The sequence below is a fragment of the Methylobacterium sp. GXF4 genome (genome assembly GCF_000272495.1).
Taxonomy (GTDB): Bacteria; Pseudomonadota; Alphaproteobacteria; order Rhizobiales; family Beijerinckiaceae; genus Methylobacterium; species Methylobacterium brachiatum.
This window is the reverse complement of the sequence record NZ_AKFK01000046.1, coordinates 137,145-149,210: the sequence shown is the minus strand read 5'-3', so window position 1 is coordinate 149,210 and position 12,066 is coordinate 137,145. Positions and strand designations below refer to the sequence as shown.

Annotated in this window: 11 protein-coding genes; 6 read left to right on the top strand and 5 right to left on the bottom strand. The window is 71.0% G+C overall.

Annotated features, from left to right (window positions below; translation table 11 throughout):
* Window positions 1-2: 2 nt before the first annotated feature.
* A complete protein-coding gene (locus WYO_RS05440) occupies window positions 3-494 on the bottom strand; it encodes a YcgN family cysteine cluster protein (RefSeq protein ID WP_007560010.1) in 492 nt (163 codons plus the stop codon).
* Window positions 495-733: 239 nt separating this feature from the next.
* On the opposite strand from WYO_RS05440, the gene WYO_RS05435 reads away from it, so the two are divergent.
* Genes WYO_RS05435 through WYO_RS05425 form a run of 3 tightly spaced genes read left to right on the top strand, consistent with a single transcriptional unit; the run spans window position 734 to window position 4,357 of the window.
* Window positions 734-3,034, top strand: a complete 2,301-nt coding sequence (locus tag WYO_RS05435; protein ID WP_039902319.1) for a PBP1A family penicillin-binding protein — start codon at window positions 734-736, stop codon at window positions 3,032-3,034.
* A 4-nt stretch (window positions 3,035-3,038) separates the two neighbouring features.
* Window positions 3,039-3,743 (top strand): DUF1214 domain-containing protein, encoded by a 705-nt coding sequence (locus tag WYO_RS05430; RefSeq protein WP_007560008.1) that lies wholly within the window; start codon window positions 3,039-3,041, stop codon window positions 3,741-3,743.
* On the top strand, window positions 3,731-4,357 hold the full coding sequence (locus WYO_RS05425) for a hypothetical protein (RefSeq protein WP_007560007.1): 627 nt from the start codon (window positions 3,731-3,733) through the stop codon (window positions 4,355-4,357). The genes WYO_RS05430 and WYO_RS05425 overlap by 13 nt, the downstream gene beginning before the upstream one ends.
* Window positions 4,358-4,369: 12 nt before the next feature.
* Here WYO_RS05425 and WYO_RS05420 read toward each other — a convergent pair whose 3' ends face one another.
* Complete coding sequence (locus tag WYO_RS05420) at window positions 4,370-5,161, bottom strand: hypothetical protein (protein WP_007560005.1); 792 nt, start codon at window positions 5,159-5,161, stop codon at window positions 4,370-4,372.
* Between the two features lie 108 nt (window positions 5,162-5,269).
* Window positions 5,270-5,482: a hypothetical protein gene (locus tag WYO_RS05415; protein ID WP_007560004.1), complete on the bottom strand. Its 213-nt coding sequence runs from the start codon at window positions 5,480-5,482 to the stop codon at window positions 5,270-5,272.
* Between the two features lie 416 nt (window positions 5,483-5,898).
* On the opposite strand from WYO_RS05415, the gene WYO_RS05410 reads away from it, so the two are divergent.
* Together WYO_RS05410 and gshB are read left to right on the top strand one after the other, a co-directional pair.
* Window positions 5,899-6,192 carry a hypothetical protein gene (locus WYO_RS05410; RefSeq protein WP_007560002.1) on the top strand — a complete coding sequence of 98 codons (294 nt, stop codon included), beginning with the start codon at window positions 5,899-5,901 and terminating at the stop codon, window positions 6,190-6,192.
* A gap of 46 nt (window positions 6,193-6,238) precedes the next feature.
* Window positions 6,239-7,195, top strand: coding sequence for a glutathione synthase (gshB, locus tag WYO_RS05405; protein WP_007560000.1), 957 nt, complete (start codon window positions 6,239-6,241; stop codon window positions 7,193-7,195).
* Window positions 7,196-7,198: 3 nt separating this feature from the next.
* On the opposite strand, the gene WYO_RS05400 is transcribed toward gshB, so the two are convergent.
* Both WYO_RS05400 and WYO_RS05395 read right to left on the bottom strand, forming a co-directional pair.
* Complete coding sequence (locus WYO_RS05400) at window positions 7,199-8,734, bottom strand: sodium:proton antiporter (RefSeq protein WP_007559998.1); 1,536 nt, start codon at window positions 8,732-8,734, stop codon at window positions 7,199-7,201.
* 127 nt (window positions 8,735-8,861) lie between these two features.
* Window positions 8,862-10,313 (bottom strand): carbohydrate porin, encoded by a 1,452-nt coding sequence (locus tag WYO_RS05395; RefSeq protein ID WP_007559995.1) that lies wholly within the window; start codon window positions 10,311-10,313, stop codon window positions 8,862-8,864.
* Window positions 10,314-10,434: 121 nt separating this feature from the next.
* On the opposite strand from WYO_RS05395, the gene WYO_RS05390 reads away from it, so the two are divergent.
* Window positions 10,435-12,030 (top strand): gamma-glutamyltransferase family protein, encoded by a 1,596-nt coding sequence (locus WYO_RS05390; RefSeq protein ID WP_007559994.1) that lies wholly within the window; start codon window positions 10,435-10,437, stop codon window positions 12,028-12,030.
* The last annotated feature ends 36 nt before the right edge of the window (window positions 12,031-12,066 follow it).

The following is a 12,066-nucleotide window of genomic DNA, read 5'->3' as shown; positions in this document are numbered from 1 at the left end:
GTTCACGGCGCGTCCGGATCCGCTCCCGGCCAGGCCACGATCCGGTCCGGCAGCTCGTCGTCGGAAAATTCCTCCTCGTTGCCGGCGAGCCGGCCCCGGATGGAGATGCCGGCTTCGTGCACGCTGGAGGCGCGGCCCGAGACCAGGGGATGCCACGGATAGAGCGGCTCGCCGTCCCGGATGAGGCGATAGGCGCAGGTCGGCGGTAGCCAGGGGATGGTGCGTACCGCCTCCGGGGTCAGGCGGACGCAATCGGGCACTCGCTTCTGGCGCCGGGCATAGTCGCGGCACCGGCAGGTCAGGCCGTCGAGCAGGGTGCAGCCGATATCGGTGTGGTGGACTTCGCCGGTCTCGTCGTCCTCGAGCTTGATCAGGCAGCAGCGACCGCACCCGTCGCACAGGCTCTCCCACTCGGACGGCGTCATGGCTTCGAGGGTCTTGGTCCGCCAGAACGGCTCGGCGACCCCGCGGCGCAGCGCCTCGGGTTTGGACATCGGTCAATCTCACGATCGGGAAGAGCGTGTCTCTGCCCGAGCCGACGCCGCGGGGCAAGCGGCCCGGCCTGCGGCGAATCACGAGACTGCGCAGAGCCTCGCCGACCGTTCCGGATCCTGCTAAGGAAGGGCACGCCGCGCGGTGTCTCGGCCGCGGGATCCTGGCCCGCGGTGCGGGCGCTCGATCCTTCGCCGCCAAGATCCGCCGCAGAGGCGCTCGACAAGCCGGGTCCGACAACGTGCGCCTGCCGACGCTCACCGAGATCAAGATCCGCATCGAGCGCGCCGCCCTGGCGTTCGATGCCTGGGTCAATGCCGGCCTGTACGACAGTGGGCGGTCCACCGGCGCGGCCTACGAGCGCTACCAGCGGGTCATGAGCCGGTTCGCGGTGCATGGCTGGAAGCGGTTCGCCCTCGACCTGACCAGCGAGGCCGTCACCCTCGGCGCCGGCGGCGCGGTGCTGCTGCTGGCCTTCGCGCAGCCCGCCTTCCAGCTGACCAGCGAGAACTGGCTGAAGCAGCAGGACCTCGCGGTGACCTTCCTCGACCGCTACGGCACGGAAGTCGGGCGGCGGGGCATCAAGCACGACGACTCGCTCAAGCTCGACGAGTTTCCCGACATCATGATCAAGGCGCTGGTCTCCACCGAGGACCGGCGCTTCTACGAGCATTGGGGCATCGACCCGATCGGCACCCTGCGGGCGCTGGTGAACAACTCGCGCGGCGGCGGCAACACCCAGGGCGGCTCCTCGATCACCCAGCAGCTCGCCAAGAATCTCTTTTTGACGAACGAGCGCTCGCTGGAAAGAAAAATCAACGAGGCGTTCCTGGCCCTGTGGCTGGAGAGCCACCTCACCAAGAACGAGATCCTGAAGCTCTATCTCGACCGCGCCTATATGGGCGGCGGCACCTTCGGCGCCGTGGCGGCGGCGGATTACTATTTCGGCAAGCCGCTCAAGGACATCAGCCTGGCCGAGGCGGCCATGCTGGCCGGCCTGTTCAAGGCGCCGACGAAATACGCGCCCCACGTCAACCTGCCCGCCGCCCGCGCCCGCGCGGCCGACGTGCTGCACAACATGGTCGAGGCCGGCTTCGTCACCGAGGGCCAGATCCAGACGGCGCTCCGCAACCCGGCCACGCCCGTCACCCGCACCCGGGACATCACCGCCGATTACTACCTCGATTGGGCCTTCGGCGAGATCAAGGGCATGGCCGATGCGGGCAAGCTCCGCAGCGACCGGGTGCTCACCGTGAAGACGCCCCTGGACCTCGCGATCCAGAAGCGGGCCGACGACGTGGTCGCCGACATCCTGCGCAAGTCCGGCGACGCCTTCGACGTGGATGAGGCCGCCATGGTCATCCTCGACCCGGACGGGGCGTTGCGCGCCATGGTCGGCGGCGCCGATTACGGCGAGAGCCAGTTCAACCGTGCCACCGACGCGCTGCGCCAGCCCGGCTCCTCGTTCAAGCCCTACGTGTATTCCGCCGCCCTCGCCTCGGGCCTCTACAAGCCCGAGACCGTGGTGGTCGACAGCCCGGTCTGCATCGGCAATTGGTGCCCGCAGAATTACGGCCGGTCCTATGCCGGCCGGGTGCCGATGTGGCTCGCGGTGGCGAAGTCGATCAACACGATCCCGATCAAGATCTCGATCGCGCTCGGCAAGGCCATGGGCATCAGCCACGAGGCCCGGGCCGCCAAGGCCGGGCGCGCCAAGATCATCGAGACCGCCCACCGGATGGGCATCACCTCGAACCTGATCGACACCGTCTCGATGCCGATCGGCTCGGACGAGGTGACGGTGATCGACCAGGCGGCCGGCTACGCGGTGTTCGCCAATGGCGGCTTCAAGGCCAAGCCCTATGCGGCCATGGAGGTGAAGAACTCGTCGGGCGAGGTGATCTACCGCCACGCCGACGAGCCGCCGGATCGGGTTCTGTCGCCCCAGGTGGTGGCCGACATGAACTTCATGCTCAACAAGGTCGTCGAGGAGGGCACCGGCAAGCGCGCCCAGCTCGAAGGCGTGAAGGTCGCCGGCAAGTCGGGCACCACCAATGCCTACCGGGATGCCTGGTTCGTCGGCTACACCGGCAGTTACGTCGGCGCGGTCTGGTTCGGGAACGACGATCACACGTCGACCAATAAGCTCACCGGCGGCTCGCTCCCGGCCCAGCTCTGGCACGACGTGATGGAGCCGGCCCATCAGGGGATCGAGATCAAGGGCCTGCCCGGCCTGAAGGACAATCCCCGCGCCGCCCAGCAGCAGGCGTCCGGCGGGCCGACCGCCCCGCTCGACCCCAATGCCAGCGCCTACGGCAAGCTCTCGCGCCGCTCCTTCGAGGTGATCGGCGGGCTCAACGGCCTGTTCCGCACGGTCGAGCGCGTCCCCGCCGGCGAGGCGCGGCCGGATGCCGGCGGCGCCGACAAGGCCACGCAGAAGACCGACCGGAAACCGGGCGACCGGGCCGCGGCCCCCCCGGCGCAGCCGCGGGAGGTGGCCGAGGGCACCCGATCCGTCGGCGGCCGCATCGAGCTGCGGTGATCCGATGAGGCTCGCGATTCCCGGAGGCCCCGGCCGCAGCGCCGCGGCCGGAGACGATCGACCCGCGTCGAAGGTCCGGTCCCTCGGCGGCGCCGGCCGCTTCCTCGCCCATCTCTGGCGCAAGAGCTCGGTCGCCGGCCTGGCCGTCTATGCGCTGGGGCTCGGCGGGGTGCTCGGCTTGGCCAGCGCCGATTGGGCGACCCGCGGCGGCTACCCGTTCGGCGGCGTTCAGGTCGGCGCCTGGACGGCCTGGCCCAAAGCCGGGGCGGCCAATGCCGATCCCTATACGCGGGCGGTCAACGCCCGCCGGGGCGAGATCCCCCTGGCGGTGGGTGAGGGCCTGCTGCTGACCGCTTCGGTGGACGACCAGGGCCAGGCGCTCGACGCCACCTGCAGCTACCGCGTCGGCGGCGGCACGCCCCCGGCCCGGGCCTGGACCCTCACGGTCGCCGGCCGCGGCCCGCGTGATCCCGGCCGCCCGGCCGTGCGTGAGGGCTTCACCTCGACCGAGGTGCTGCGTGGGGCCGATGGGCGGTTCTCGGTTGTGCTCGCCTCCGACGTCCAACCCGGCAACTGGCTGCCGAGCCCGCGCGACAGTGGCCCGGTGCGTCTGGCGCTGCGGCTCTACGACACCCCGGTCGCCGCCAGCGTCGGCTCGCTCGATCGGGATTCGGTGCCGGCCATCACCCGCCTGGGATGCGCCTCGTGAGCCTGCGCTTCGTCTACGCCACGCTGATCGGCCTGGTGCTCGCCGGGATCGTGCACATCGCCGCGGTGCTGGCGATCCCGGTCCTGTCCGAGAAGGATGCCGTCTCGCGCGCCCGGACCAGCGAGAACCTGGACCACCCGCAGCCGATCTACACCATCGCCACCGGTGACGAGCCCTCCCCGCCCGAGGCGTGGCTGCCGATCCCGGACCCGGCCGTGGCGGTGGGCGTCTGCGCCTACGATCTCGCCGACGGGCCGATGCGCGTCTCCGCACGGACCGGGCCGCTGTCGCTGTCGCTCGCGGCCCATGCCCGCCGCGGCGCCTTCTACGCAGTGACCGACCAGGCCGCGGTGCGCGGCGCCCTCGACCTCGTGATCCTCACCCGCGCCCAGTACGACGAGGCGCTGGCCGACGACGACGAGAACGATCCGAGCCGCGACGTGCGCATCGTCGCGCCGGACAATCGGGGCTTCGTGGTCGTCCGGGTGATCGCGGGTCTGCCGAGCCAGCGGCCCGGTGCCAACGCCGCGGTCCAGTCCGTCTCCTGCACCACCGACACGCCGACGGACGAGCCCGCCGGCAAGGACGCCGGCGGCAAGCCTGCGGGGCGGTAACGCCGGCTCCGGTCAGTCCTTGATGACGAGCGGCGGAGCCTCGGCGACCGGCGCGATGGCGGCCTCGAGGCCGCAGCGGGCTGCGGCATCCGCCGGGAGCAGCGGCTGGAGGAGGTTGCGGCGGGCGGCGAGCATGGCGATGGCGCGCTCGGCCGAGACCGATTCCTTGGCTGGGGCCGCGGCGAAGAGGTGCTCCAGGGCGTAGCGGTAGCGGGCGAGCCGCAGGCCGCTCTCGATCCGCACCCAGGCGATCAGGCAGCGGTTCTCGGCGACATTCTGCGCGGCCTGGCGGATGTCGGCATCGTCCAGGGTCTTGGCGAAGGGCAGGCTGCGCAGCCGCGCGGCATCCGCGTCGATCACCCGCGCGGCGAGCGCCGTGAAGATCGGGATCAGCCGGCCATCGGCCGTCGCGTCGTCGGCGAGCTGGCGGTAGCGGGAGACCGGCGAGCGCGATGCTTCCGCGGTCAGGGTGTCGTAATAGGTGCCGACCTCGTCGAACCGCCAGGTCGGCGTCGCGTGCGCGCTAGCCAGTCCGAGCAGCGCATCGTGGAAGGCCGAGAAGGTGCTGGCCGGCTGCACGAACCGCCAGGCGCGGTCGCGCAGGGCCTGCTCGTCGTCGGTGAGGCCGGAATCGAGGATCAGGCGGCCGCGATCCCGCGCCGAGAAGCTGCCCGTGGTGTCGATCAGCCCGTTCCAGACGCCGGTCCGGGGCCGGCCGAAATCACCGCTCTGCGTGCAGGCGGCGAGCAGCGCCAGCACCGCTCCGGCGGGCAGGAGGGCTGAGGCTCGGCGGCCGCGGTTCACGCGCCGGCCTGCATCCGGTGGGACATTCGGCCGGGGGCGGTCCGGAACAGGCATGATCAAACCGTCGGAAACGTCGCGCGGCCGGGCCGGTCGACCTCGGGGGCAGGCTCAGGAGGCGAGGCGCTCGTAGCGCACGCCGAGGAAGAACAGGATCTCGCCGCGCTGCTCGTCGGCGCGCGGCAGGCGGCGCGTCCGGCGCGCCTCGGTACCGGGAAACGGGATCAGAAGCGCGGACGCATCCCGAGGCGCGTCGCGCATCGGGTCGTTGGCGGGCACCGGCGCATGAATCTCGCGGATCACCTGCGGTTTGAAAGGGGTCATGGTCTCCGGCTCCTGTCGGCGGCTCGAGCGGCAGCGCCCGGGCCCTGCAGAGGGGGTCGGCAAGGGCTACAGAAACCATTCAGCATGACGTGGTTAACGGAGTCTTGCCTGCCATCGGGCGTATGTGGCGCGCGATTTGCGACGCCGTGTTCGCCCATGGCGGGCGTTTCCTCCCTTTGACTGAGGCCCTGTCCGATCGCGGACGGGGCCTTCTTCTTGTCGGTCATCTGGTGATGCCCCCGATGCGGCTCCGGTGCCACACCGGGGCGGGGCGGTGGCGCGGCGTTCCGCGCGGGGAACCCATGCGGAGCTGCGGCGCTTGCCTACCGCCCTGCGCGACCGATATGCCGGGCCCAAGCGGACGGGAGACCGCCGCATCGATTTTCCGCGCGATCGAGATTTGAGGACACCGCTGAATGCGACTCGTTCCGGAACGCACCCTGCACGCCTACCGTCGTCGTAGCCTCGCTGCGGCCGCCCTCGCCCTCGTCACGCTCGCCGCAGGACCGGCCTACGCCCAGCGCGAGGACCAGGGGCTGCAGCTCGGCTGCGCCAACGACTATTTCCGTCTCTGCGCCGGCGTCGATCCGAACAGCCAGGACGCGGACAAGTGCATGATGCGCAACCGCAAGCGCCTCTCGCCCGAGTGCCGCTCGGCGATCGGCGATTACGACAAGCGCACCGGCAGCAAGTCGCTGTCCGACGATTGAGAACGCCTCCGGTCGAGACAGGCGCCGCAGGCGAAGGGCATTTTCGATGGGCTTGACCGTCGCCGTCCAGATGGACCCGATCCAGAATATCCGGATCGCCGGGGACACCACCTTCGCGCTGCTGCTCGAGGCGCAGCGGCGCGGGCACAGCCTCGTCTATTACACGCCCGACCGGCTCTCGATGCAGGGCCGGCGGGTCACCGCCCGGGTCGAGCGGCTGACGGTCCAGGACGTCGAGGGCGCGCATTTCACCCTCACGCCGCCGGAGCGGATCGACCTCGCCGAGGCGGACGTGGTGCTCATGCGCCAGGATCCGCCCTTCGACATGGCCTACATCACGGCCACCCACATGCTGCAGCGGATCCACCCGGAGACGCTGGTGGTCAACGATCCCTTCGAGGTGCGCAACGCGCCCGAGAAGCTGTTCGTGCTCGACTTCCCCGAATTGATGCCGCCGACCCTGATCAGCCGCGACAAGGCGGAGATCGAGGCGTTCCGGCTGGAGCACGGCACGGTGGCGATGAAGCCGCTGCACGGGCACGGGGGCGCGGCCGTCTTCAAGGTCACCGAGACGGACCCGAATTTCGGCTCGATGTTCGACCTGTTCGCGACCACCTTCCGGGAGGCCTGGGTAATCCAGCGCTATCTCGACCGGGTGACCGAGGGCGACAAGCGCATCATCCTCGTCGACGGCGTGGCGATGGGGGCGGTCAACCGCGTACCGGCGGCCAACGACATCCGCTCGAACATGGTCCGCGGCGGCGCCGCCTCGGCCTCCGAGCTGACCGAGCGCGAGCGCGAGATCTGCGCGACGATCGGACCGGAGCTGGCCCGGCGCGGCCTGATCCTGGTGGGGATTGACGTGATCGACGGTCACCTGACCGAGATCAACGTCACCTCCCCCACGGGCATCCGGGCGATCCAGCGGCTCGGCGGGCCCGACCTGTCCGTGGCGGTGTGGGACGCGATCGAGGCCCGGGTCGCGGCGCGCAAGGGCGTTTGAGCGCTACGTCTCGGCTTTCGGCGTCGCGTTAAGCTCGGCCCAGTCGAACTCCTCCTCCAGCAGAAAGTAGGCGTCGTCGCCGATCCGGCCCTGGCGGCGCAGGGTCAGGACCGCGTTGCGGGCGGCCTCCACCGAGCGGCGGCGGGCCGCGTCCGAGGGCAGGCTCTCGGGGGCCAGGCCCTCCTCATGGGCCTCGGCCTCTTCAAGGGCCGAGCGGAACTCCGCGCGCAGGGAGTCGATCGCCGGCTCGTCGCCGGCTTCCGACAGGCTGTCGAGGGCGGCCTTGTAGGCGGCCGCGCGCGCCCAGCCCACCTCCCGCCCGACCGGATCGTCGTCCTCGAGCTTCAGATGTGCGAGCAGCGGGCGCAGGGTCAGGCCCTGAACGATCAGCGTGCCGAGCACGGTGAAGAAGGCGGTGAACACCACGAGGTCCCGGTGCGGGAATTCCATCGGCAGAGCCAGGGCGGCGGCGACCGTGACGATGCCGCGCATCCCGGCCCAGGACAGAGCGAGCCCCGGCCCGTATTTCGCCCGTTCGCCCGCCTGACGCAGGCCGAGCCCCTTGAGGCCGGTCGTGGGCAGGACCCAGGCCAGACGCGTCACCACCACGGTGGCGAAGATCGCGGCGGCCAGGAACATGGCCTGCCAGGCATCCGCACCGGTCAGCCGGTCCTGGATCGGGTCGATCTGGATGCCGATCAGGATGAAGGCCAGGACGTTGAGCACGAACACGGCCGTGTCCCAGACCGCGTAGGAGATCACCCGGGTGCGCGGCGCCGTGATTCCGGGCGCCCGCCGGGCGACCGTGACCGCGAAGGTCACGATGGTCAGCACCCCCGACATCTCCAGCTTTTCGGCGGCGAGCCAGATCCCGAAGGCGGCGACGAACTGCATCACGATCGTGCTCGCCGGGTCGGTGACGCGGCGGGTCAGGGCGACGAAGGCCAGACCGAGGGCGGGCCCGGCCACCAGGCTCGCCACCACGCCGATCAGGAAGGCGGGGGCCACCTCGGCCGGATGGAAGCCGTCGGACATCGCGGCCGCCACCGCCAGCCGGTAGATGATCAGCGAGGCGGCATCGTTGAGCAGGCTCTCGCCGCGCAGGATCGTGGCGAGCCTATGCGGCATCGGCGCGTGTTTCAGCACCGCGAGGGCCGCCACGGCGTCGGGCGGCGCGACCACGGCGCCGAGCACGATGCAGGCCGCGATCGGCATGTCGGGCACGATCAGGTGGGCCACGAACGCGACGGCGAGCGTCGTCACCGCCACCGCGCCCACGGCCAGCCCGAACACCGCACGCCAGTTCTCCTTCATGTCCCGCACGGAGGCGTCGAAGCCGGCATCGAGCAGGACGGGGGCGAGGAACAGCGCCAGCGCCAGTTCGGGGTCGAGCCGCAGGTTCGGGACGCCGGGCACGAAGGCGAGGCCGACCCCGCCCAAGGCGAGGAACGCGGGGTACGGCGCACCCAGCCGCCGCGCCAGCGCAGCCAACAGGACGGCGCCGAACAGGACGCCGACAACCCACTCGAAGATCACCATAAGTCTGAAAGAGGGCGCGCGCCGCGACCGTTCCAGAGTTAGGCCTGAGAGCCTCTCACAAAACTCCCGCCGCACCGTCGCGTGCGAACGGAGGGTTCCCGGGGACCTGGAGTTTTGTGAGGTGCTCTCAGTACTGCACGGTTGCGCGCACGCCGAGCACCGCCGCGTTGCGCAGCCGGCGCCCGTCCGGGCCGGCCACGCCTGCGCCCGGATGGAAGACGTACTGGATATCGGGCTGCACCGTGAAGCCCGGAACCACCACGGCCTGGTAGGTCGCCTCCAGCACCGTCTCGGCCCGGCGCCGCGGCATCGGGACGCCGGTATAGACGATCGTGTCCCGGTCGGCCCGCCGGGCGTCGTCGCTGATCCGGGCATGGGCGAGGCTCACCCCGACCGTGTCGTCGTCGCGGCCCTCGAACAGGCCTTTGTAGGCCAGGCCGGTATCGACATAGGCGTCCACCAGGCTCGAGCGGGTCGGCGAGTAGGCGGCGCGCACGAAGAAGCCGAGGCCCTCGTCGTCCTTGCCGGATTCCCGGTACAGGGTCTGGTCGTAGATCGCATAGAGGCCGGCATTGCCCCGCAGGGGGCGGCCGATGCCGCTGGCGTTCGGGTCGGCCAGCGGCACGCCGGTGATGTCGAAGCGCAGGCTGTCGAACCGGCCGAAATGCTGCCAGCCGCCGAGGGTGATGTCGCCGGGCAGGCCCTTGGCCTCCGGCTCGATGTTGTACGCGTAGGTCGCCTCGGCGACGATCAGGGCCGGATCGTTGGTGCGGAAATTCGTGCCGGTGCGGTTGAGCCGCTGCGCTTCCGGATCCTGGCCCGGACGGTTCGCCCCGGCCGGATCGCCGTCATAGAGCCCGACCTGGAGCGAGAAGCCGTTGCCCGGCGCGTATTTGGCCCGGATCGCGGGGGCCGAGAGCGGGTAGGCCGGGCCGCCGCTCGGCAGGTCGAGCCCGGTGATCGCCGGCCAGCCGAAGGTCGAATTCACGAACAGGGTCGCGGTCTGGCTGACGAAGAATTCCGTGTCGGCGGCCTGCTGGCCGATCCGCAGGCCGAGCTGCCCGTCCATCAGGCTCTGGTCGAACCACAGGACGTAGAGCCGGCTCGACGGCAGCGCCTCGATGACGCTCGTGGTCAGCAGGTCGCCGACATAGTAGCGCGACAGGCCGGTGCCGTGGATGAAATAGGCGTTGGCGTGGATGGTCGCGCCCTCCCAGCCCGCAAGCCGGTCGAGATCGAGGTTGAGCCGCAGGTTCAGGCGATCCTCGACGATCGCGCCCTGCCGGATTCCGCCGGTCGGGTTGCCCAGAACGTCGGCGATGTAGGTCAGGCTGTACTCGATGCCGCGCGCCTTCAGCACCGGGCGGATGCCGAGGGGATCGCCGAGCGGCCCGAGCGAGGGCTCGATCGAGCGAACATAGCCGCCGGAAGCCTGGCTGGTGCTCTCCGGCTGCGAGACCGAGATGCGCGGATCGGCGCCCGCGCCCTCGTGGATCGTGCGGACATGCTGCTGGGCCGCGGCGGGCGCGGCGACGAGGGCGAGCCCGACCGTGAACCGGGGCAGGAGCTTGAGCGACATCAACCGCTTCCGCGCGACAGGCGCCCGTCGTCCTAGCATGGGACGGCCCCCATGGAGCGCGGCACCTTGCGGCGGCCGCGCTCTTGCCTAACGCTGCGACCGGAACACCACAGGACCCCCGATGACCGAGACTCCCGTCTTCTCCGACAGCGCCGTCGCCGCCCCCCATCACCTGGCCGCCTCGGCCGGCCGGACCGTGCTGGCCCAGGGCGGCAACGCCATCGAGGCGATGGTCGCGATGGCGGCCTCGATCGCCGTGGTCTACCCGCACATGAACAGCATCGGCGGCGACGGCTTCTGGCTGGTGCGCGAGCGCGGCGGCCGGGTGCGCGGCATCGAGGCCTGCGGGCCGGCCGGGCGGCTCGCCACGATCCAGCGCTACCGCGAGAAGGGCTACGACGCGATCCCGTCCCGCGGCCCCGACGCGATGGTCACGGTGGCCGGCGCAATCGGCGGCTGGGACCTGGCACTGGCGCTGTCCAAGGCGCTCGGCGGCCGCCTGCCGCTGGACGTGCTGCTCGGCGACGCGATCAAGCAGGCCCGCGACGGCGTCCCGGTCTCGCCGAGCGAGGAGCGCTACAAGCCGCAACCCGGCGACACCCTGCACGAGGCCCCGAACTTCGCCGCGACCTTCCTGAAGGACGGCAAGCCCTATCAAGCGGGCGAGATCCGGACGCTGTCGGCCCTCGGGGCGACCCTGGAGCAGCTCGCCCATGCCGGCCTCGACGATTTCTACCGGGGCGATATCGGCCATGAGATCGGCGCCGACCTGGAACGCCTCGGCGCGCCGGTGACCCGGGCCGACCTCGAAGCCTACCGGCCGGCCGAGCGCGCCCCCCTGGCCCTGCGCCGGCGCGACGCCACGCTGTTCAACTTCCCGCCCCCGACCCAGGGGTTGGCGGCCTTGATCATCCTGGGGCTGTTCGACCGGCTGAATATCGCCGCCCCGGAGAGCCTCGCGCATTACCACGGGCTGATCGAGGCGACGAAGCGCGCCTTCGCGATCCGCGACCGGGTGGTCACCGATTTCGGACGCCTGCGCCACGACCCGGCCGATTTCCTGGCGCCGGCCTTCCTCGCCACGGAAGCCGCGCGGATCGACATGAAGCGCGCCGCCTCGGTGCCCCTGCGCGATTCGCCCGGCGACACGGTCTGGATGGGGGCGATCGACCGGGACGGGCTGGCCGTCTCCTACATCCAGTCGGTCTACTGGGAATACGGCTCCGGGGTGGTGCTGCCGCGGACCGGGATCGACTGGCTCAACCGCGGCGTCTCGTTCTCCCTGGACCCGAACGCCGTGAACCCGCTGGAGCCGGGCCGGCGCCCGTTCCACACCCTGATCCCGGCGCTGGCCGCCTTCGACGACGGCCGGGTGATGGCCTACGGCGCGATGGGCGGCGACGGCCAACCGCAATTCCAGGCCCAGATCTTCTGCCGCTACGCCGATTACGGCGTCTCGGTCGCTGACGCGGTCGACGCGCCGCGGCTGCTCTACGGCCGGACCTGGGGGGCGCCGTCGCTCAGCGTGAAGGTCGAGGACCGGTTCGACCCGGCGATTCTGTCGGCTTTGGAGCGCATGGGCCACCAGATCGAGCCGGTCGGCGTGCCCTACAGCGACACGCTGGGCCATGCCGGCATGCTCGTCCGCCGCGCCCGGGACGGGCGGATCGAGGCGATGCACGACCCCCGCTCGGACGGCGGCGCGCTGGGTTTCTGAGGGTGCATCACCGTTGTCCGAAAGCCGGCGACCGGC

Excerpts from the sequence above, each read along its gene's own strand:
- WYO_RS05440 (WP_007560010.1), bottom strand. The coding sequence starts at position 494 with ATGTCCAAACCCGAGGCGCTGCGCCGCGGGGTCGCCGAGCCGTTCTGG.
- WYO_RS05430 (WP_007560008.1), top strand. The coding sequence starts at position 3,039 with ATGAGGCTCGCGATTCCCGGAGGCCCCGGCCGCAGCGCCGCGGCCGGA.
- WYO_RS05425 (WP_007560007.1), top strand. The coding sequence starts at position 3,731 with ATGCGCCTCGTGAGCCTGCGCTTCGTCTACGCCACGCTGATCGGCCTG.
- WYO_RS05415 (WP_007560004.1), bottom strand. The coding sequence starts at position 5,482 with ATGACCCCTTTCAAACCGCAGGTGATCCGCGAGATTCATGCGCCGGTG.
- WYO_RS05410 (WP_007560002.1), top strand. The coding sequence starts at position 5,899 with ATGCGACTCGTTCCGGAACGCACCCTGCACGCCTACCGTCGTCGTAGC.
- gshB (WP_007560000.1), top strand. The coding sequence starts at position 6,239 with ATGGGCTTGACCGTCGCCGTCCAGATGGACCCGATCCAGAATATCCGG.
- WYO_RS05400 (WP_007559998.1), bottom strand. The coding sequence starts at position 8,734 with ATGGTGATCTTCGAGTGGGTTGTCGGCGTCCTGTTCGGCGCCGTCCTG.
- WYO_RS05395 (WP_007559995.1), bottom strand. The coding sequence starts at position 10,313 with ATGTCGCTCAAGCTCCTGCCCCGGTTCACGGTCGGGCTCGCCCTCGTC.
- WYO_RS05390 (WP_007559994.1), top strand. The coding sequence starts at position 10,435 with ATGACCGAGACTCCCGTCTTCTCCGACAGCGCCGTCGCCGCCCCCCAT.